Genomic DNA, 23,033 nt, shown 5'->3' with positions numbered 1-23,033 from the left:
CCTTAGAAAATTCGTTTAAATGTATTATTATTGCGAATTTTTACCATCCATGAAAGAGATATGCTTCGAAAATTATCCAGAGCATTTTATGAACGTGATACCATCATGGTTGCCAAAGAACTTTTAGGCAAATATCTTATTCATAATCCATTGGGAGTGGAGTATGTAGGACGGATCGTCGAAGTCGAAGCGTACCTTGGACAGCATGATCTGGCATCCCATTCCTCTAAAGGCCTTACCCAAAGAACAAAAGTCATGTTTGGACCAGCAGGTTATGCTTATATCTATCTAATCTATGGGATGTATTACTGTACTAATGTCGTCACAGAAACTGAAGGTAGCGGTTCTGCAATTTTGCTGCGTGCTATTGAACCCATTAAAAACATTCAAGGAAAAACGCAAGGACCTGGGTTGCTTTCAAAAGCGATGCATATCGATAAAGCACTAAACCAACATGATCTAACCAGCGATACATTTTATATTGCCGAAGAAGAGCAGCAACAAGAGTTTACTATTGTAGAAAAACCAAGAATTGGTGTTCATTATGCAAAAGATTGGGCAGACAAATTACTGCGCTTTTATATAAAAGATAATGCTTTTATTTCCAAACCATGATGATATGATTGCAACCGTTTAGCGCTCTTGAAAAGAATAAGAATAATCACATGGAAACTCTTGCGGCACCTATAACTCGCAATCAAAACTCGCTTGCTGTACTCAAAGAGTACTTTGGTTTCGATTCGTTTAGAACACCTCAGGAAGACATTATTAATGATGTTATTGCTGGACACGATGTTCTTGTTTTAATGCCCACCGGCGGTGGAAAATCCCTATGTTATCAGATCCCAGCTATAGTAAGACCAGGAATAGGCATCGTTGTTTCGCCATTAATTGCTTTAATGGAGGATCAGGTAACTGCCTTAAGATTACAAGGAATTCGCGCTGCTTATTATAATTCCTCTTTAACCAGTGAAGAGGCGAAAAATGTATTGATGCAATTACATCATGATGAATTGGATTTATTGTACATTGCTCCTGAGCGCCTAATTAACGCATCGTTTTTAGAACGATTAAAAGAATGCCATATCGCACTTTTTGCGATTGACGAAGCTCATTGTATCTCTCAGTGGGGTCATGATTTTCGTCCTGAATATGCAGCTCTAGGAGTTTTAAAAACCCATTTTCCTAATATCCCAATTATTGCTTTAACTGCAACTGCGGACAAACAAACACGTCAGGATATAGTTAAACAATTAAATTATACCCCTAAAAAATACATTGCCTCATTTAACAGACCGAATATTCATTATAAAGTTGTTCATAAAACCAATGCCGTCAGGCAATTAAATCAGTTTTTACAAACAGTGGAACAACAATCGGGAATTATTTACTGTGGAACCCGTACGGGCGTAGAAAATCTTGCAAAAAAACTACAAGAAATGGGGTTTAAAGCCCGTGCTTATCATGCCGGACTGCCGCACAAAGAACGCCGAGAAGTACAAATGTTATTCAGGTATGATCGTATTGACATCGTTGTTGCTACGATTGCTTTTGGGATGGGGATTGATAAACCTAATGTTCGTTTTGTCGTTCATCACGATCTACCTAAAAATATTGAAGGATACTATCAAGAAACCGGGCGTGCGGGACGTGATGGCCTACCAGCACAAGCACTTTTACTTTATGATGCTGCAGATAGTGCTCGATTGCGCTCCTGGATTATAAACAATCCGCTTGATGAACAAAGACGAGTGGAAAACAATAAGCTCAACCACATGCTTGCTTTTGCTGAAGCATCGCATTGCCGTCGCCAAATTTTATTGCGTTATTTTGATGAAGTATGTGATACAGAATGCCAATATTGTGATGTATGTGATAATCCACCAACAACCTCTGATGCAACAGAGGATGCGCGAAAACTCTTGTCTTGTATTTATCGTTTACGGCAAAATTATGGTTTAACCCATACCATAGATGTATTACGTGGCAGTTCTTCGGATAAAATAAAACAATATGGTCATGAACAACTCAGTACTTTTGGGATTGGTAAAGATAAGTCAGCCCAATACTGGAAACAGCTGGCCTGGCAACTTATTCATAAAGAGTATTGTATACAGGATATGAACCATTTTAATGTTCTTAAATTAACTCCTAAAGCAATTCCTTTACTAAAGGGTGAAGAAAAAATATCATTGACCCTGGCCAATACCGATATAAAAAGCAATAAAAAGAAAACCAAAGAACGGCGTTCAATTCAGACAACAAACAGCCCGCTGTTTGAACTGCTGCGAATTTTAAGACGTAAACTGGCCGATGAAGAGAACAAACCACCTTTTATGATCTTCAGCGATGCAACCCTCCATGCAATGGCAGAGACCAAACCTCGAAACCAGGAAGAGTTACTCGCAGTACCTGGTGTAGGTCAACACAAACTGGCACACTATGGAAGCCAGTTCCTAAACGCATTGAACGAATATAATGAATAGGATATCCTAACTTTATTGGCTTATTATTGGCCATTTTTGCTGTACTATTAATACGTACTCGAAAGGTGAAATTTGGCGCACGATGCGCCAAATACTGCCGTTCTCTAATATAGGCCAAGCACTAATACAAGGACTAGTAATTATGGGGCTGAAAGAAATAATCACTGAGGTTGAAAAAGAGGTTGGCCTATTTTCACAAAAATATAAAACCATGGAAGGAGGCCATACCTACACCATTCCATTTTCTCAAAAACCTGCCCAACAACTCCTGACTTCATTAGGAGGGATGAAGGATCCAAGCGCCATACTTTCAAGCCCTACACCAGCGATTCACACTTCGGGTAACGCAGATGTTACGATAAATGGTTTTACTGCTAAAACAACCGATAAAAAATTAATAATCACTGGAAAGCGTCTTGATCACTTGCTACACAGCGGCAAAATATATGTCAATACAGCGCTTTTTCCTGCGGGTTTGTACCAAAAAGTCCTACTTGAAAAACTGGCCGGGAAGAAAAAAGAGGCGTTACCGTTAGAGGCTAATGGAATTCACTGGGAAAATCTTGCGGTTGGAGTATGTCATGTCCAAGAAATTGATTTGCTCGTTGATACCATTATGAGCACTCACAAAAGAGCCCATACCACAGTTCGTATAGGAAAAATCGAGGAAAATAACCCGAGCTTGCTTTTGCTTTCAAGTCCTTGCTTGAATCTCAGCGGTGGACTTGACAATCATCTGGATAAAGAATCTCAGATCCGTTTTATTGAAGGAATGTTTTACAACCTTTTTGATGCGGTACAAAAGGAAGGACGCCAATACATCGCAATGCCTGCAGCCGGTTTAGGCGCGCACGGTGGTAAACCCGAAATGTATTTTGCGGCCTTAATGAAAGCAGCCAAAGCATTTCCTAAGTTAAACCTCATTTATCATCCTAATGATCATGAAAAATCCTTTGATAAGGCATTAAAAAAAGCAAAACTGGAGAATGTAGTTAAAACAACTAAAAATGTGATTTTTATTGCAGAGAGACTTAACCAACTGGGTAATCCTTGCGCCTTGCATATACCCGCAGATAGCGACGTTATTTATGGATTATCTGATATAGGAGGACCATGGAAATCGCCTCCTTCTAAAAGGCATCTTTTGTTTTTAAATAAAAAAAATGAAACCAGTCAAACTTATATAGGCGCGCTCTCAACTGCACCCTTAAATAGTTTTGGCGTTAATCCCCAAGCTTACGCAACAATTATAGAGCGCAATTTAGGAAATTCTCTCGATACACCATTAGGCAAAGAGATTAAAGATACTATTTCCATTCACATCACAACACAGCAACCGCCCTCCATTTCAGAACATGGAATCGAGCCCTCTATCCAAGTACAAACTGGGAACCAAGCAAAAAGCAATGCTAAAATTACCGGAGAACAGCTAAATAAAATTTCCATAAATCCAACTGATGAGAATAAGGTCCTCACCCCCCCGAAAGCATCTGTTGCTCCTGATCCCATTCCGGAGCTACCAAAATCCTCTCAACCCACAGCAATTGAAGAAGTTCCCTCTTCAAAACCTATAGTTCAAGAGCAATTTTTTCAACAAGCTTCCAGCTTGCCCACTAATTCATTTGATCCAACAAGAATAATTTCTTCCCCAGCTCAAAATGGTCTCTTCTCTCCACCTAAGGAATCGGTACAACCTAAAACTCAATCAGCTTCTTCCTCCTTGAGCGAGCAACAGCTGCAGGAAATTAATCGAACCATTGATCAATTAACATTGGAAATCGAAAGTTGTTGGCCTTATCCCAATAAGGCTTTAAAACAAATCAAAATAGACGCTCTAAGTGCATTAATAACCCATACAGAGACGATGAGTATTTCTAATGCCATTGCAGCAATTAAAGAAGAATTTCCAAGAGTTGCTGAGGGAACTTTGAGTACACGCACAGCTGCTTTGTTAGACCGACTGGAACATTCCACTAAGAATTTGGAAATACATTAGAATGATTACTTGCAGGTCGTGCAAAGGCCCGACCTGCCTCAGCTATTTTTGTCCATGAATTATCTAAGCGACACAGGATGCAGGTTACGCGTATGCTGCCTTTAACTAAGGTAATATCAGCTCGCCTTGGGCATTAAAACGGAATCGATTTTGATCCCAGCCTTGTCCAAAGAGTCTTAGCACTGAGCTGTAATAACTATCCGCAGTCAACTCCACTGCTTCAACACGTTGTCTTTGTATTGCGAGCTCAGGAGGATTATTTGCTAATAAGGGTAACAGAGCAGCAGTAAAACCAATAGAGCCTTTTCCTTGCGTTTTACCACTGACAATATCAATTTTTTCTGGGGGATAACCCAATTGTTGTGTCAAATTAATAAAAGGTAAAAAATGTTTTATCAATTCTGCTGCTTGAGGTGCATCCTGAGCTAACATTCCTACCCATAGATAGACCCGAATTGCATTATAACTACCCACATTAGGGGACTTCAGATCAGGCTGCCAACCACTATTCTTTTTCCAAATAGCCCAATCCGGTGCAAACCCTTTAGGAGAAGTTTCTAATAACAAACGTCTGCTATTACGCTCAATAACTCTCCATTTACTATTTAATTTGGCAAATCGAGCAAATAACTGTGGAGGTAAATAACTTGGATTAACTCGCCAAGTTTTTTTAAAATTAAATCCAAATTGACCTGGAAGTACCATAAGTCCAAAACCCGGAATTTGAACTACTTCTTCTTTAAGAATACGTTTGAGCAGTTCTTTACCCAAAGCATCATACCGCTTATTTTTCCACAAACGTCCTGCTTCAAGTAAATCATAAGCAATCCATAAGTCCGAATCAGCCGCCGAATTAGTGTCTAAAACAGTCCATTTCTTATTGGAATTTTGTCCCCATTCCCATGCAGGTAGCCGTTTTGTCAAATCACCCGCAGCAAGATTGTTTTGAGTCCAATGTAATAATTTGTCAAACATAGGTTGATCATTGGCAACCAAAGCAAAAAACAATCCATAACTTTGCCCTTCGGATGTTGTTTTTCTTTCTGGAAGTTGTGGATCAATGACTCGCCCATCCACGCTGATGTAATACTGCTTAAATTTATCCCAAATTGGCCATTGCGTATTTGCAATGGCATTTGAAATAGACATTGTAGACAGGATCCATAACAACAAAAATTTTTTATTTTTTGATTTAGAAATCACGCTTTATCCTGTTGACTACCTTTTAATCGACGACGATTAATAACTGCTAAACCATTCCAAATCAAAAAGGTCACTACTATCGCAGCTAAAAGAGACAAAAGCGCCAAATTGATAGGATGTTTTTGCAATGATAACCAAAAACGCTCCACCCATGGTAAATAACCGAGATGGTAGATCTTGCCTACTCTGAAACTATCAATTCCAGAATTACGAATTACAGCGAGCGAACCAAAGACTTTATCAACATTTTTATTGTTAGATAGTGCATTATTGAGTAATTCAAAGCCCTGCTGATTTTCTGCCAATAGAATAATAATACTGCGCTTATTGTTAAAGGGAGATTGAATGCCGAGAATTGCTGCCAAAGAACCCATGGCAGTAATCGTAGTTTTACTCTCAGCAATGCTGAAAGGAGTCTCGCGATGTATATCAGGCATCGTATTGTTATTTAGAGGTTTTTTAATCCAATCCTGTGTTTTATTGATCAACAAATTGAGATCTTCATTATTTTTAAGCTCTTTGGGTAAAGACCCGATAATTAAAAGATCTGCATCTTTATTTTGAACCTGAGACCAATCATCTGTCAAAGTCATCGATAGAACAGGATAACCTGTTGCTGCACCAATATTGCCCATAACATTTAATAAGGTACTTAGAGCTTCAGGCTGTGATTGCGGATCAATGTATACTATTGTTTGCGAGAGATCAGCCAGGATACTGAAAGGATAGCCTGAACTCATAAAAGCATTTAAATTAGGCATCGTGATGAAATGAGAATAATTAGATAAATTCAAAGTGGAAGAACGATCAATAAGCCCTGAATTGTTAACAACCTGATAGGTAATGCATTGATCATTTTGCATTCCTCCAGCAATTTGAGTCCCATATGCAAAATCAAAAGTGAATTGGTTGTGTGCTCCTAAATGTGCTGGAATATAGAGTGTTTGACTTGTTTCAGCCATATTATCAGCAAAAGGATGTTCCTGATGCGACTCCAACTGATAACTTTTCACAAAAGAACCATTCAAGCCAATATTCAATTGTGACATGCTGGCAGCTGGGGGAATTGAGTAACGGTACTTTAAACTTAAATTAATGCCTCTGCCTTGATTAACAAACAAATCAGGAGGCACATTAAATCGAAGTGAAACTGGATAAGGGGTAAATCCTTTTGTTTGCAATTGTCCTTCAAATTCCTCTAATTTGGCAAAAGTTACTGGTTTATTCGTAGGAATCCAGTTGGGTGCGTCATAAGGCTGTCGATGTTCTAGCATTTTTACGTTATCAACCGTAACACGAGCTCCTCTAAAAAGCACGTTACCTTGCACTAGACCCTGAATAGCAGTCAATAAATCGCGTTCATCACGCCCAGAAATCAACAGTAATTTGATATAAGGATTATTGGGATGACTTATCATTTCGACGGTAGGCGCATTTACAGTCTTATAGTCTTTCAAGAAATCAGGTCTTTGTTGGTTTGTGAATAATACTACAGCATTCCTTGTAGGGAGTTGATTCAATAAGACAGGAAAAGAGGCTCCACGCCATAAGGCCTTACTGCCGAACCATGAGCTTAAAATTGCTGCGGCTCGTTGTTGCATCAAGCTGGGTTGGTTAGTAAACACGATAGGAAGATTTAATGGATTACTATCTAATGGATCAAAGAAAGGTTCTGGAAAATGGGATAGATCATTTTTCACGAGTAATGTTTGATAGGTCAATTCAAGAGAGCTGAGTTTATCAATATCTAACCATATTGAGCTGTGTGCTGGATTCTCACAAATTGATTTGTAGTGGCCAATAAACTCCAGTCTCAGGCGATTGAAATCACTGACATAACGAGGATCTATAGGGATATCCACAGAATTTAATTTACCCAGTTGTTCGTCACTAATTGCAATAACATTGACTAACTCATCATTTAAATATATTTTGAGTTGCGATAATAACGGAATAAGCGCCGGCGAAGGAATAAACTGCAGATGTAATACCGCTTGAGATATCAGCTCATCCTTACGCACCGTAAATTCTATATTTTTTCCAGTAGTAAAATTACCTAAAGTAAAGTTGCCTTGTTGCTGATTTAAATTATTAAAATATAAATGGATTGTACGTGTTGGAGTGTTGGCGGTAGTTGATAATATGGGCTGCGCCGCTTGCATGGAATTTGCTGATGCCGCAGAAGCAGCTTGCGAAGAAATACTAGCCCCCGCCATGATCAGTAAAGCAATCCAGATTATTTTTCTTATCATTATCTCATCCATTAGTTTTTATATTTTATTCCAATAACCCATGCTTAAGGATAGTTCTTTAATTTAGGCCTGTGAGGGAGAAATGTTCCCATCCAAATAATTGCGTTAGTAAAGCTTAGGAGCATCTTACGAACTCTAGCTGGTGTATGTTCTATGATATCGTAATAACCACGCAAGTCCAGAACAAATACATCACGCATACTTTTCAGAGGCTTATCCTGACTAAACTCTTGCTGCCATAATGTCCAAACATCTGCGCGAGCAAATGTACATTGAATGAAATCGATATTTTGTCTCAGGGAGAACTCATGTAATTGAATTCCTGCATTATGATGAAATGTATAAGCAATAGTCCCTGGGAAGGCAAATTCATCCTGACCACGTCTGAGTAACAGGGTTATCTCATCACCAGATTGAAACAAACCTTCAGTTTCCATTTGTATTCCTACCCCTTTATCAGAATAATTTCGCAGGGTACATTGATACACATGACCATCAGCTCGCATAATTGCTGCTGGCATAACAAATGTTACCCGAGGTGCTCTCCGTCTTTGCCTGGCTTCAATACTTACACCCAACGCGCCACCAAGAATAGCAATGTTATATACAGACCAGATGGAAGTAATAAGCACCGCAAGAATTGTTGCGGCAGGATCAACTGACAAACGAAAGGCAGCCGCGATTAGACCTGCAATATTAATGCATAATAAGACGATATAGGGTCTTGCTGTCATCCAGTCTACATGCTCTTCTTCATTGATATCCCCTTTAGGCGTCACGTTAAACTTTCCTTTACGTGGGTTAATTAAAGCCATGGTGGTAGGGACAGCAATGTACCAGGCCATTACCGTTTCATAAATTTCATTCCATAAAAAATGACGGAATCGGCCTTGAATGCGATCATTGGTTAAAACTGCATGTACGATATGAGGTATGGCGTAAAGCAAAATCATCACTCCAGAAGCATAGACTACATATGCATTCAAAACCAAAAATGCCGCAGGGGTAATGAAGAAAATTAAACGGGGAACCCCAGAAAGAAAATGCAACATCGCATTAAAATAACAAAGACGTTGTCCTAAGGATAATCCTTTACCTAATAAAGGATTATCCATACGTAAAATTTGTACCATGCCGCGTGCCCAACGGATACGTTGGGCAACATGGTTTGCAAGGCTTTCTGTTGCCAAGCCCGCTGCTAAAGGGATACGAATATAAGCTGAGTTATAGCCAAGACGTTGAAGTCGCAATGAGGTATGAGCATCTTCAGTAACGCTTTCTACTGCCAAACCACCAATTTTTTCTAAAGCAGCACGTCGCATGAGACCGCTTGAGCCACAAAAATAAGTTGCGTTCCAGGTATCGTTCCCATCCTGTACCACACCGTAAAATAACGAACTTTCATTTGGGGTTTTTCGAAAGGATTTCAAATTACGTTCGAAAGGATCAGGTGAGAAAAAATGATGCGGCGTTTGTAAAATAGCGAGATTAGGATCTTTTAAAAACCACCCAACGGTTAACTGCAAAAAAGGATGGGTAATGACATAGTCACAATCAAAAATTGCCACTAAGTCGCCACTTGTACGTTTTAAAGCATAATTAATATTGCCTGCTTTTGCATGTTCGTGGGTAGGACGTGCTATATAGTGTACCCCTACTTCCTCAGCAAATGCTTTGAATGCAGGACGATTGCCATCATCCAAAATATAGATGTTCAGCTTTGCTTTAGGCCAATCTAGGCCTAAAGCGGAATAAACTCCTGGTTTTAATATACTCAAATCTTCATTGTAAGTAGTGATCATGATATCGACACTGGGCCACACAGAATGATCAGAAGGCAAAGGCACAGGCTTACGATGTAATGGCCAAATACTTTGAAAATATCCTAATATCATAACCAACCAAATATAGGTTTCTGCAAAGATAAGTAAGCTTCCGAATACCATGCTGGGTACATCATCCCATACTAAGGTATAAGCATAACGCCACCATAGATAACGACATGAAACAATTACAGAAAGAACAACCAACATAATGGTACATACATGTCCAGGCGCCTTACGAATGCTCATCGCCATGACCCAGAGCAGGACTACAAAGATAAATTGAGCAATGGGTTTAAAAGGCTGGGTAATACAAATCAACAACAGTATGGCTGAAAAAATACTTAGTATGATAAACAAAATACGCCGTACAATTCTACTTGTGCGTTCAAAATTCATAGCTGTTTGTTTCGCTATTCGGTTGCTTTCTATCTTATAAGGAAGCTTTTCTATCCAGGAATAATAATAATCAAGGCCACGCTGTAAAAGATGGGTCTTTATTTTGCGTTCTGAATAGAAAAAAATAAGCCATAAACCTTGAATTAAATAACGAACGATATCTCCGGGTCGTGGATGTTTTCTTGAAATATGAGGGAACCAAAAATGATGGTTATTACGTACCCATTGCCAACTGGGAGACTCCAACCTTAAAAAAGTCCAGCTGGTTATTTGAAATAAAATAATACTTATCGTAGTCAACAGTGAGGTATTATGCTGATGAAAATGATAATAAGTTTTCTCAATTTTTTTGTATCCATCATGTGATAAGAGCAAATGTAAGATTTTACTCATTATGCATCCCTAGAGTCATTGTTCATACACCAATTGGCTAATTCACTGATATCATTGGCAATAAGACTATGAGCATGAAATTCGCCAATTGGCTTTTTGGCAGCAAGTGACTCTGCAATTGCTTCATCACTATGTAGTATTATTGGTAAAAAATTGGGTAATACCCGCTGCCACAATTGATACAAGTCTTTTTGTAATGGCTTGGCGGGTGAATAATGATTGATTAAAAAATAACAATGCTTCGGAATTTTTTGTTGATGCAAACGCGTATGACAATTAATATCTGGGGTTAACAACAAGAATACAAAATCGGCGCTCTCCAAGCCCTGCTGGGTCAATAATGTATCGTCAGATGGCAGATCAAGCAAAATCCAACGATACTCATTTTTAGCCAATACATCCTCTATATTTTTTTGCCAAAAAAATGGATTTTCCTGCAGTTTATTTTCCAATTCAACTCGCTCAGCTTGAGTTATTTTCCCAAAAGGCAAATAACTCAACCGACGGTTATAAGAGTAGATACTTTCTTTCCAGTCATGTTTCTCCAGATAGGAACGTACCCACCCCTCTTTTTGTTCAAATAGCATATTAAAATGCAAGCGCAACAAATTATCTGTTGTAAAATCAATTACTAATACTGATTCATTCAACTGTTGTAAAGCCCAAGCCAACCCTGCAGCAATCGAAGTCACACCTACTCCGCCGCGGAGTCCTTGTAGCGCAATTACTGGCATGCTTTTGTCCTATATTATTTTTTTGAGCTGATGTCACTAAATTCTTTTAATATAAACCAACGTTCTATTATTTCCGTAATAATTTCTTGCTTTGAAATATCTACATAACCTAACTGAGGTAAAGAATATATTCGACTCAGTACGAGCAAATCATCCTGAAGCCTAACAGATTTCAGTCCATGAAGATCTGATATCTGATTCTTCATGTTATACCTTCTACAAACTGTGTATAAATTGGACCCACCTATTTAAAAGATAGCTTGCTTTGGCTAAAAAATCAATTTTATCTCTAGCATAACGCTCTAATTCATCAGCTGATTTTTGATTATTAATAATGCCTCGGAATTCAGCTTAAAATGGAAAAATACCTGCTTTTGTTAACCAGACCTTGGTGAAGCAGGCAATGCTGCCTGCCTTTTGTCAATAAGTTCCTGCGCAGTAACAATAATTGGATTTTCTTGTACGCTTTCATCGGGATGATTTCGCTGGCGAAACTCTGTATATTTCTTTAATTCTTGTTCACGCATATAAAGCTCAAATTCTTTGTAAAACGCTTTTCCACCTTCTTCTCCTAGAATCTCAATAAATTGTTCATATAAACCTGTTTTGGGGTTACTGTAAAAACAAATATCTAAAAATTTCTTTTGGTAAATATTCGAAAACTGATAGGGTTCGCCCACAAACTCGGGTATTTGTTTAAATAAGATATCGACTCCCTTTGCCTGGGGTTCATTTTTTGCTTGAGCCAAAAGCTCAATCACCCCTTGACGTTTTTCTTCGGGGACAATAATTGATCGGATAGCCGCAAATTTCTTGTTTTCATCATTTAAAAAAGGAGCCCCCCCTACCCGCGCACCACGTTCAGCAAGGGATAACTTCATACTTCCATCCGCCATATTTTTTAAAGTGGCAAGTACACTATGCCCCGCAAAACCAGTTGCCTGAAAAGCCATATCTTCATGCTCCAAACGACTTAATATATCAAATGCTGTGGAGTCCGATTGAAGTTTACTCAATGCAATTAATAGTTGTCCAAACCGCTCAGAATATTCCGGATGTTTCTCCTGGATAAAATTCTTTAAATACTCATTAAGAACCGCTACTCCTTCATCGAATAAACCTGAACCAAATTTGACCTCTGCATTAGGAAATTGAAGAACCTGGTTTAGTTTTTCTCCGCCAAAGATAAAATAAAGCCGGCGTCGAAGGTAATACTCGCTATAATCAATCTTGTATGCTTCAAAAAAACGTGTTACGGATTCTTGAGGAAGTGCATTCAAGTATGCAATAGAAATCACTGTTTGACCTTTATTGTTTTTGGCCAAAACATCAGCCTTTGCCGCCATAAGCACAGGTATTGCTACTGAATTTTGATATTCAATAGCCGACAATAAGGCCGTATTACCTTGATCATTTCGGGCTTCAATCAACTGCATTTTTAAGTGTGGCTGAGAGGTAACTAAACGCAGCATTTCCACTAATCCATCATTTTGCTTAAGCCTAATTGCTGTATGTAGGGGGGATTCACCTTTACTATTTTTTTCTAAAATCAAGGCTGGGCTATGGGTAAGTAGGTATTCCATCGCATTTCCTATATACCCTTTAGCCACTAACAAATGAAAAGCAGTATTTCCCTCTTCATCGCGGGCATCCAATGCGCAACCCTTTTGATGGAAAAACTCGACGAGTTTACCGTAGTTCACTTCAGCTGCTACTAATAAAGGAGTCTTCCTTTTAGCATTTTTATCTTCTGGTGAAAATAAACCTCGAGCAATCAGATGTTTCACAAGAGATATATTGCGGTATTTTATGGCCACAAAAAACAGGTTATCTCCTTCACTGTCCTTATCATGAATCGAAGCAGGACCCTGATTCATAAAGTAATCAACACATGATACATAACCCAAACTTGCTGCCAACAGCATTGGGGTCATTTTATTTTCATCTGTCGCAGATAGAGAAGCACCATGCGCTACTAGCCATTGTACCGTCGCTAAATCCCCTCGTCTTACGGCATCAAACAAAGCCAGTTGCTGTTCCTGTGCAGTGCTATGAGTGACCAGCAAATCGCCTATATCGAATCGCTTTGCTTCCAATGCGAATTGGAACGCTGTTTTACCTTGCTTATTGTGAAGTTCGGCAGCAACATCTCGTGCCAAAAGATACTCCACGCAATCGGCATGTCCATTGCGAGCAGCCACCATTAAGGCATTCTCCCCCTTGTCATTAACAACCATGAGATCAACACCCTCTTTATCCAAAAATTTAAGTGTGTCTAAATGTCCCTGTTCCGCGGCAAGAAAAACTGCATTTTCCCCCTGCTTGTTTTTTTGATGCAGATTCCCACCTATTGCAAGCAAGAAGTCAATAGTTTTTGAATTTCCTCTCGCTGCGGCAATCATCAAAGGAGTATTGCCTTGATTATCGGTGACTTCAATTGCGAATTGTTCAGGAAATAATTGAATTACATCTGATCGATCATTGTATGCGGCAAAATGGACGCCGGACCAACCATTTTTAGTTTGATGACGAAGTAAAAACTCAGGAATTCTTGCTATGCCCAAAAGAATGGTTAAAGCGGTTGCATCCAATGCGCTCGCAACCATAGTGATTTTATTAAGCCCTTCTCTACGAAAGCCACTTGGAGATACTTTCTTTAATTCTTCATAATTTTTTTCAACAACCAACCTAGTTGAGGTACTTAAATGGGGATTAGATTCTAATAAAGGCTTGGCCTTTGATGATGAATAGATATGGGAACATTCTAGAGGAGTGAACCCATTGTCATTAGGAGTACTCAAAATGGGGCTATTCAGTTCCTCAGCCCTGTTGATAAGTACTTGTAGAATTTCAGGTTGATCGTAGATTGCTGCAAGATGTGCTAGCGTATTGCCCTCTTCATCAAAGATTAGAAAATTCTCATCTTCTAAATTCGATATTAATTTTTTAAATTGCTCCAGATTCCCCTGCTTTATCGCAGTTTTTAATCGTTCATCAATCATTGAAGACATCCGAATCTATCTTTCTATAAAGAAAAGTATAGTTGGTATCGAAAGAACCTACATAAAATTCGTACTTATTGGACTACAGACTTTTTGTTACATGATGAAAAAAAAACGTCTTTACAAATGAAATGAAGTAAAGACGATATTTTATGGATTTTTCTTAAATCGCAACCCTAAATTATCCGTTTTGATAGCGAATTAGCTCACGTAAAACAGCAGTAGCATAAGAGCCTGCGGGCAAACTAAAAGACAGTTCAGCGGTATTTTCCTTAATGAGGCAAGTAAACTGTTCTAGATGCAAGATATTGGCGCGCCAATCTTCCTCCAAACCATACTGTGCTAACCCTGTTATCCATGGCTGCCACTCATGATAAATTTTATTAATTAAATGCAAGGCCTCATCTTTTACTTTATGTTTGCTTTTCCCAGGTAAAGGACTTGCGGGTGAAATATCTTTATTTTTAATCCTTTGTAATAGTTCATTGTCTACATTATCAATAAAAAAAATACTGTTGGATCCTTGGAGCTGCATCACATCACCAGGCAAGGGTATATCCCAACATTGCTCCATAATACGACGAGATAAAATTAAGTTATAAATCCATGAACGTGCAGCAGAACAATACATCCCTCGTAGAAATCGATCCTTAACTTTATAGCCATGAACAAGCATTTCTTCTGCTTTTATCAAATTACCTGCATCTCGACCAAATCGTTGCTCGCCAAAATAATTAGGAACCCCATTCTCTTTGATGCGTTCAATACGTTCTAACAAGTCTTCTTTGTGGGAAATTTCGCGCAAACGTACAAGAAAATGATTCCCCGTAAGAAAGCCTGGCCTTAATTTTTTATGATGACGAATGCACTCTAAAACACACCAACCAGGCCCTGCAAGTTGCGCAACTCCTGGAATTTCTTCACCAGGAGCATGGATACTCAACCATTGAGTTGTTAATGCTTGTCTGTCTTTTAATCCCGCATAGCCAATTGACTTGATTGGCTTTTTCAATAGTCTTGCTACTGATTTAACTACTTCTAGGGTTGTTACCCCTTTTTTCTCAATTTTAAGAAGAATATGTTCCCCTGTCCCAGAGAATGGGCTATCAAAAAATTCATTGACCTGGAAATCTTCAGGAGTAAATTTAAAATAAGCCGTAGATTTTGGTAATCCATAAGCATATAACCAATCGAGAGAATACATACATCAACCTTTTCTAAATCCATAAATACTTTTATCAAAAAATTGATAAAAAACTATATAATTCAAATAAATTTAAGTGCATACTTAAAATTAATTTGTAGAATCTATATTAATTGTTACTAAATGGATAGATTAACAATGAATGCAACCTTTCCACCAATACGTAAAGCAGTATTTCCCGTTGCCGGTTTAGGCACTCGATTTTTACCGGCTACAAAAACAGCCCCCAAAGAAATGCTCACTGTAGTTAATAAACCATTGATTCAATATGCGGTTGAAGAGGCTTATGCAGCAGGCATTCGACAAATGATTTTCGTAACCTGCCATAACAAACGTGCTATTGAAGATCATTTTGATTTAGCTTATCAATTGGAGAATGAACTGCGCCTCCATGATAAAAATGAATTATTATCCATTGTACAATCAGTTACACCTCCTGACATGGAATGTTTTTATGTACGCCAGGCAAAACCTCTTGGATTAGGACATGCGGTTTTATGTGTTGAAAAAATCGTTTGCAATGAAGCATTTGCTGTCATTCTTGCCGATGATTTAATGTCGAGCACTACGCCAGTGATTCAACAATTAACGAACATGTATGAGCAATATGGTCATAGTATTGTTGCGGTAGAAAGTATCCCTCAGGAATTAACAGAATGTTATGGTATTATTCAAGGTGCAGAGTGGGATAAGAACCTTTTAAGTATTCATCATTTAGAAGAAAAACCTAAACCGCATCTTGCTGCATCAAATATTGCCATTGTAGGTCGTTATGTTCTTACCCCAGGTATTTTTGAACAAATCAGAAAATTACCTCATGTGGAGCATAAAGAAATTCAATTGACTGATGCAATTAATGGTTTGCTAAAAAAAGAAACCGTATTGGCTCTACCCTATGATGGAAAACGCTACGACTGCGGGAGCGTTCTCGGTTTTCTAAAAGCTAATGTAGCTTTAGGAAAAGAGCATCCAACTGAGGGAGAAAAATTTTCCAAATGGCTTTTAGCCTAGACAGGGCTTGTTTACTTTTCGTTAGCTTGAACCCAAATGGATTGATTTTCGAATACCGAAGCGCAGCAAACACCCCAGTAGTGAGCATCGGAAAATAATCAGGACCGTTTGGCCAAGGTATTAGAAAGGGAAACCGTACCCTAATTTTTTGATTGAGAACTATATATATGGAACACCTTACAAAAATGAATACCTGGAAAAAACTCGAAAAATTTGCCAAAACATTCGTTCGTCATACTCCAGAAATAAAAAATTATTCTATATCAAATGACAATATTACCCTGGATTACGGCGGGCAACATGTTAATTCCCAGATTATGGATTCACTTCTTGAGCTTGCCAATGAATGTAATCTGCATGAACATATTAATGCCATGATGAGTGGAAAATCGATTAACAACACAGAAAATAGGCCAGTCTTACATACAGCTCTTCGTGCCCCAGAAAATAAAGCCATATGGGTTAATGAACATAACGTTATTCCTGATGTAGTGAAGGTTCGTAATACAATGAAGGATATCTCCGAAAAAATTAGAAACGGAGAATGGCTGGGTTATTCTGGAAAGCCTATTACTGATATCGTTAATATAGGGATTGGTGGTTCTATGCTTGGCCCTTTCTTTTGTATTAATGCATTAAGCGATTACGTCACTGACACATTAGGCTTTCATTTTATCTCCGATATTGACCCGAATGCATTTTCACGCGCTACGGCGAAACTCAATCCTGAGACTACTTTATTTATTATTTCCTCGAAATCGTTTACCACTCCAGAAACCTTATCTCATTTCCAAAAGGCTTTGTCGTGGATTAACCAGGATCAATATTTTAATCAGCATTTTATTGCAATCACGTCACAGGTTAAAAAAGCGCAAGAAATGGGTTTTGAAACGATTCTCCCCATCTGGGATTGGGTTGGAGGGCGTTACTCTTTCTGCTCAGCGATTAATTTAATTTCCTGCATTGCCGTTGGTTTTGATAATTTTTCAGAAATCCTTAACGGGGCATACAACATGGATGTGCATTTTTGCACGGAACATTTTGAAAAAAACCTACCGGTTCTCATGGCACTATTAGGTATATGGAATATTAATTTTTTAAACATTAATAATTTGCTGGTTATGACTTATTCCCAGGATTTACAACACTTTGTTCCTTATCTTCAGCAACTGGACATGGAAAGTAATGGAAAGTCCATAAACAAACAAGGCCGAAGAGTAGATTATGCAACAGGCCCCATTATCTGGGGGGGACTAGGTAATCACGCGCAACACAGTTACTATCAGCTGTTATGCCAAGGAACTCATAAAATTGCAGCTGATTTAATTTGTCTTCGTAGTTTTGATGACGATGTAATCAATAAAATATGTCGTGCCCACAAGGAAGTTTTAACAAAAGGTGGAAATCATAGCGAGAATCCTCACAGTTATATTGCTGGGGAAATACCCGTAAATCTTCTCTGCTTGAACGATTGCTCGCCAAGAACTCTTGGCTCATTGATTGCTTTATACGAGCATAAAATTTTTGTCCAAGGTGTGATTTGGAATATTAACTCATTTGATCAGCCTGGGGTTGAGAGTTCTAAAGAAATAATTCGACAAAATAATTGGATTACCTAATGTCTAGAGGCAGATTCGGTTTATTATTGTTTAGCTTGATAGCTTTTAAAGCTGTTGCTGACGATTTTAACCCGAAACAAATGTTATTAGATCAGGTCATTTGGGGCGAAACCTATTACCGCGATGATTTTGTTAAGAATTCACTCGAGCGATTACAATTAATCGCTCCTGATGATCCCGATGTTCTTGCTGCACGAATTAGGCTTGCAATAAGACAAAAAAATTTGGTTTTAGCGAAAGAATTGCTTGATGAATTAAAACAAAAAGCACCTAATTCAGAAGCTTACAAACAGGCTATTATGAGTTTATTTCTCACTCAGCCTTTAGCCAAACAAAAACTCCAGCAAGCAAGAATAATGGCGCTGTCTGGACATCTGGATTCAGCAAAAGCTCAATATGATGCGCTTTTCCATGGTGATTTCCCCACCCTGGAATTAAGTTCTGAATATTGGCGCCTCGTTTCCTACATTCCTACAGAGCGTCAAAATGCATTCAACCATTTGCAAACGCTCTATAATTTTTTAAATCTTCATAAAATTTATTCTAACAATAACAATCAAGATAATTGGACTTATGGACTCAAAGAAAGGCTTTCAGGATTATGGGTGGCCAGTGGAGATGCTGCATTTCGAACGGGTAATATGGATTTGGCGCAAAAAAAATATCAGCAGGCCATCCTCCTGGATCACACAAATTATTATGCCTGGGTTGGAATAGGTGAAGTAGCATTTGCGCGCAAAAACTTTGTTGATGCTGAAAAAGCATACAAACAAGCTTTGCTCGTTAGTCCTGGTAAAAGTAGCGCCGTTTATGGACTTATAGGAATCTATAAACTTCAATCCTTGAAGAAAGCACTGGATTACCTCAATAGTTTACCTGAGGATTTGAAAATTAAATTTAATGATGCGCGACGCAGTTTAGAAAGTTCCATGCTACAAGAGCAAGCCGACCAATTTGTCAGAAAAAACCAATGGGAAAGAGCAATCGAAAAATACAGCCAGGCAGAAAACCTGGATCCCAACGATGTATGGTTAACTTATCACTTCGCATTAGCATTGAATCATGTAGGTAAATTTAAAAAAGCAAATGAGCTCTTTCAGAAGTTGCTCTCGAAACAAAAAAAAGACCCAACTGGAGCATACGCTTATGCGCTTTACTTATCAAGTATAGACAAGCTACAACAAGCACTGGACCAACTTCATACCATTCCGCAAAAACAATGGAATGAAGGCATGCGTCAAATGGCACAACGTCTGACTACCGAATTGATTTTAAAACATGCACAAAAATTGCGAGATGCTGGAGATAAACAAGCTGCAATCGCCTATTTAATGCATCAAACCCAAACTACACCCATCAAACTCACCTTAGCTGATTGGGCTTTTAATGACGGGGTATTTGCAGCAGCCCTGAATTATTATCAAGACGTCAAAACCCATGAACCACTTAATACTGATGCCAACTTGGGGGTTATTGAATCGCTTATTGCTATGGGAAACAAGAAAAAAGCGCATCAATTGCTGGAAGAACAGCAAAAAATAAAATTAACGTACAATTATAATATGCAAAGAAGATTAGCAAATGCATGGAATGCTGTAGGCTATCCACAAAAAGCATTACCCATTTTTAATCGGCTGAAACAAGAAAATGTCAATGCGGCTCCCAGTCAAGATAGCGCCCTTATATTTCGTGATGCGGCACGTTTAGAAACCGAACTTCGTATGCCTAAACTGGCGCAAGAAGATTACAAAAAAGCGATGGTTGAAAGTGATATTACATCGGTTTGGCCTGCCAGCAATGATTATTATACTTTATTGACCCGCAATCAAGCAGGAGACGATTGGCTTAAACGCAGCATTAGGTCTGATGCAGGCCTTCTTTATCAACAACAAGAAACACGCATTACAATCGATCAAGATTACTGGCGGCTAACAGGTAACGCTGGAACCTCTGATTTACGCGCAGAAGATACTATAGCACAAGCAGATTGGGGGTACGCAAACGGACGCGCATTTTTTAGAACGGATACGGTTAGTTTGGGTGCAGGAAGTTTTACTACAGTTAATGGCTTGTATTTTGACGACTTTGGAACGTGTAACATTAACGGCTGCTCAACCGGCATAGCGCAAAAAACAAACGGAGTCAGCTTTGATGGAGGATGGCAAAATCGGCTTTGGGGATTTGATGTGGGCGCCACCCCCATAGGATTCCCTGTGAATAATTTCATTGGTGGTATCAATTACAGCGGTGAAATAAATCATATTGGCTGGACAATCACAGCGTCACAACGCCCCATGACTAACTCGTTACTCTCTTTTGCAGGTGCAAAAGATCCAAATACAGGAGTCGTATGGGGAGGAGTTGTAGCAACAGGACTTACCTTATCACTAAGTTATGATCGGGGTGAAGCAAACGGTTTGTGGGCTAATATCATTGGCAGTGAATTAACTGGGAAAAATGTACCGTCGAATCAGCGCATTCTGCTTATCGACGGTTATTATTACAAACTCATCAATGAAGACAATCGCCGTTTTATCATTGGACTCAATAATATGGTTTGGCACTATGATAAAAACCTATACGGTTTTAATCTTGGGCAAGCAGGATATTTTAGCCCAGATTTCTACCTGTCGTTCACCATTCCAATTGATTACCGCAAACGAACAGCAAACTGGTCTTATGAATTGGGTGGCACTGTAACATGGTCGTATGATACTACTAAAAATCTATTGGCATACCCATTACCAAACCTTATTCCAAATTTTAACAGTTCACAAAACTCCATCCAAACAGGTGGTAATGGTACGGGCTATGGTTATTCTTTTCTTGCATTGATAGAACGTCGACTTGGTTCACATTTTATAGTCGGAGGAATGGTAGATATTCAACGCTCAACAGACTATACTCCGAGCCATCTCTCTCTGTTCCTTCGTTACTCATTTGAAGGATGGATGGGGGATATGGACATGCCTATCATCCCCTTAGTACCCTATTCTAATTTCAGATAAATTAAGTACATCTGAGGTCATTTTACGAGATCGCTAAATTGCTGCCATGCAAAATAATCAGCACCTACGTTCACGTCAAAGAAACACATTGATATTAGAAAATCACTCAGGATAAGGCACCCAATTGCTGTCACCTTTTAATAAAATATAAAATTTACCTTGATATTTCATTACCGTAACCCCATCATTCGATGAAACAAAGGCTGTTTGGGGTAAATTTTTAGTTATTGTTTCTAAATTAACATGATCCTGATTAAATAACTTTCCATCAACCAAGCGAGCCATTAACTCTGAAACAGCTAAATAGCTACTGGGTTCATTTATTTGTATTGGGGCAGGCTTTGCTTTCAAACCAATAAATTTAATTCCAACAGGAATGTGGGTAATACTCGGGCTGGGGATATCACGTAAGCCTGGCATTTGCAATTTATCACCAACAAGATTAGCTCCATGTTCAGGAATAAAAACAACAACGGCTTTACGTCCAGCTTTCTCTAATGCAGTGAAGAAGTTCATTGTTTGATCTAAAAGTTTTTGTGCACGCGGTGCATAAGGTGCAGGTGTATTATTGCCAATATAAGTATTGCCATCATGGAGCGAAATTTCATTGTAATAAGTAACACTGCGTTTTTGTTCTGACGTATCTCTTTGTTTAAGCCAGCGTTCGAGTAACTGCCCATCATCTGAAAGCAATTTTCCATCAAATGAAACGAGATCAGGAGAAATACCTGATCTCGGTAGCATCGATACATCATCTAAGCCACCATATTTTTTAATCTCGCCGATAAAATCGCCAAATAATCCCTCGTGGTCAAGCATAAACTCCGGAGAAAATCCAAGTTTAGCCAGGTTATCCAAAATATAACAATAAGGAGGTACGGGCTTATAAAGATCAGTATGGGGTGTTTGGCCGCAGCTGGCTCGTAATAAACGAATCGCTGCAGGACCACTGTATGATGCGGCTGAATTGAAATCATTAAACAAAATATCAAATTTGCTCCATATGGGATGATTTCTTAAATGTGACGCATCGATATCTGCCCAGGCAAGCGAACAAATTTGAATAAATAGGATATCAAAAGGCTGTGCATCAGCCGAAAGAGCGCTGGGAAAAATAGTTCGCAAACCTTTTTGCTGTTCATAAAACTGATTCAGATAAGCATTAAGATTCTCATTAGTTGGCGGCAAATTACTGTTCGGCTCGATTGCACTTGAATTAGTCTCCACCTTAGTTTGTTGATTATTTGCAACCATTTTATTTTGTACGGGTAGAAGATTAATAGACGGCCCCATTAGTGTGATGATGTTTAACCAAGTGAGTGCAATCACTGTAAAGGTGGTTATTCGAATCCATTGCGAAAGAAACAGATATGCCACTAATATTACAAAAGCCATACCTATGAGTTCCCAATTAAGAAATCGATTGACTAACTCAAGAAGATAGCCAGAGCTAAATGCAAAAAGATTAGTGCCTTGGCTAGTAATGGTACTTATTCCAGGCAGCCAGGTATCATGATAAAACACCACAAAACCTAGTGGAATGGCGATCCAGTTACGACAGCGATGAAGAAAATTTGAGGACAAAGGAAAAAGTAAAAAAGCTAAAAAAACTAAATTAATAAAGGGATGAAAGTTTAAATATCCAGCCCACAAAAGTGCGAATTTCACCAAAAAATAATAGTTCCAGCCATCAATATCTCGCCACATCAAAAAAGCTTTTTGTTGTTTTTGTACCCTGTCCGTCATTATTATTTCTTGTCCGTAATGATCACTATGGTTTCATAATCTTGAGCATCAATACCCTGCCAATACTGAAAGGAGAATTGATTTTTTTAATTTTCAGTGTAACAGGATACATAATATATTCAATGTATTATATATATTTTTTAAAACCGATTTCTTC

The 23,033-nt window shown here is 38.6% G+C and carries 14 protein-coding genes; 6 read left to right on the top strand and 8 right to left on the bottom strand.

Annotated elements, in window-relative coordinates:
• The first annotated feature begins 60 nt into the window (after positions 1 to 60).
• The 3 genes from EL022_RS08130 (at position 61) to EL022_RS08120 (ending at position 4,482) form a co-directional block, all read left to right on the top strand.
• The gene (locus EL022_RS08130) at positions 61 to 615 is read left to right on the top strand and encodes a DNA-3-methyladenine glycosylase (RefSeq protein ID WP_028382163.1); all 555 of its coding nucleotides are present in this window, start codon (positions 61 to 63) and stop codon (positions 613 to 615) included.
• A gap of 50 nt (positions 616 to 665) precedes the next feature.
• Positions 666 to 2,486, top strand: coding sequence for a DNA helicase RecQ (gene recQ / locus EL022_RS08125; protein WP_028382164.1), 1,821 nt, complete (start codon positions 666 to 668; stop codon positions 2,484 to 2,486).
• A gap of 82 nt (positions 2,487 to 2,568) precedes the next feature.
• Entirely contained in the window at positions 2,569 to 4,482 is a 1,914-nt protein-coding gene (locus EL022_RS08120) for a hypothetical protein (RefSeq protein ID WP_126325154.1), read from the top strand.
• A gap of 105 nt (positions 4,483 to 4,587) precedes the next feature.
• On the opposite strand, the gene bcsZ is transcribed toward EL022_RS08120, so the two are convergent.
• The 7 genes from bcsZ to truD form a co-directional block, all read right to left on the bottom strand.
• Positions 4,588 to 5,685, bottom strand: coding sequence for a cellulose synthase complex periplasmic endoglucanase BcsZ (gene bcsZ / locus EL022_RS08115; RefSeq protein WP_278043693.1), 1,098 nt, complete (start codon positions 5,683 to 5,685; stop codon positions 4,588 to 4,590).
• A complete protein-coding gene (bcsB, locus tag EL022_RS08110; protein WP_028382167.1) occupies positions 5,682 to 7,937 on the bottom strand; it encodes a cellulose biosynthesis cyclic di-GMP-binding regulatory protein BcsB in 2,256 nt (751 codons plus the stop codon). The genes bcsZ and bcsB overlap by 4 nt, the downstream gene beginning before the upstream one ends.
• Before the next feature lie 44 nt (positions 7,938 to 7,981).
• Complete coding sequence (gene bcsA / locus EL022_RS08105; protein WP_028382168.1) at positions 7,982 to 10,552, bottom strand: UDP-forming cellulose synthase catalytic subunit; 2,571 nt, start codon at positions 10,550 to 10,552, stop codon at positions 7,982 to 7,984.
• Complete coding sequence (bcsQ, locus tag EL022_RS08100; protein ID WP_028382169.1) at positions 10,552 to 11,286, bottom strand: cellulose biosynthesis protein BcsQ; 735 nt, start codon at positions 11,284 to 11,286, stop codon at positions 10,552 to 10,554. Before bcsQ ends, bcsA begins: the two co-directional genes overlap by 1 nt.
• Before the next feature lie 14 nt (positions 11,287 to 11,300).
• Positions 11,301 to 11,492: a cellulose biosynthesis protein BcsR gene (gene bcsR, locus EL022_RS08095; RefSeq protein ID WP_028382170.1), complete on the bottom strand. Its 192-nt coding sequence runs from the start codon at positions 11,490 to 11,492 to the stop codon at positions 11,301 to 11,303.
• A 171-nt stretch (positions 11,493 to 11,663) separates the two neighbouring features.
• The gene (locus EL022_RS08090; RefSeq protein ID WP_241972140.1) at positions 11,664 to 14,297 is read right to left on the bottom strand and encodes an ankyrin repeat domain-containing protein; all 2,634 of its coding nucleotides are present in this window, start codon (positions 14,295 to 14,297) and stop codon (positions 11,664 to 11,666) included.
• Between the two features lie 172 nt (positions 14,298 to 14,469).
• On the bottom strand, positions 14,470 to 15,492 hold the full coding sequence (gene truD / locus EL022_RS08085; protein WP_028382172.1) for a tRNA pseudouridine(13) synthase TruD: 1,023 nt from the start codon (positions 15,490 to 15,492) through the stop codon (positions 14,470 to 14,472).
• A 138-nt stretch (positions 15,493 to 15,630) separates the two neighbouring features.
• Between truD and galU the strand changes: the two genes are divergently transcribed.
• The 3 genes from galU to bcsC all read left to right on the top strand — a co-directional run bounded on the left by galU (position 15,631) and on the right by bcsC (position 21,130).
• Positions 15,631 to 16,503: a UTP--glucose-1-phosphate uridylyltransferase GalU gene (galU, locus tag EL022_RS08080; RefSeq protein ID WP_028382173.1), complete on the top strand. Its 873-nt coding sequence runs from the start codon at positions 15,631 to 15,633 to the stop codon at positions 16,501 to 16,503.
• Between the two features lie 167 nt (positions 16,504 to 16,670).
• Entirely contained in the window at positions 16,671 to 18,122 is a 1,452-nt protein-coding gene (pgi, locus tag EL022_RS08075) for a glucose-6-phosphate isomerase (RefSeq protein ID WP_028382174.1), read from the top strand.
• Positions 18,122 to 21,130: a cellulose synthase complex outer membrane protein BcsC gene (bcsC, locus tag EL022_RS08070; RefSeq protein WP_028382175.1), complete on the top strand. Its 3,009-nt coding sequence runs from the start codon at positions 18,122 to 18,124 to the stop codon at positions 21,128 to 21,130. The genes pgi and bcsC overlap by 1 nt, the downstream gene beginning before the upstream one ends.
• A gap of 102 nt (positions 21,131 to 21,232) precedes the next feature.
• On the opposite strand, the gene bcsG is transcribed toward bcsC, so the two are convergent.
• Entirely contained in the window at positions 21,233 to 22,876 is a 1,644-nt protein-coding gene (gene bcsG / locus EL022_RS08065) for a cellulose biosynthesis protein BcsG (protein WP_028382176.1), read from the bottom strand.
• Positions 22,877 to 23,033: the final 157 nt, after the last annotated feature.

Source organism: Legionella cherrii, assembly GCF_900635815.1.
Lineage (GTDB): Bacteria > Pseudomonadota > Gammaproteobacteria > Legionellales > Legionellaceae > Legionella > Legionella cherrii.
The sequence above is the reverse complement of the archived record's forward strand: the minus strand, read 5'-3'. Positions and strand labels throughout refer to the sequence as shown.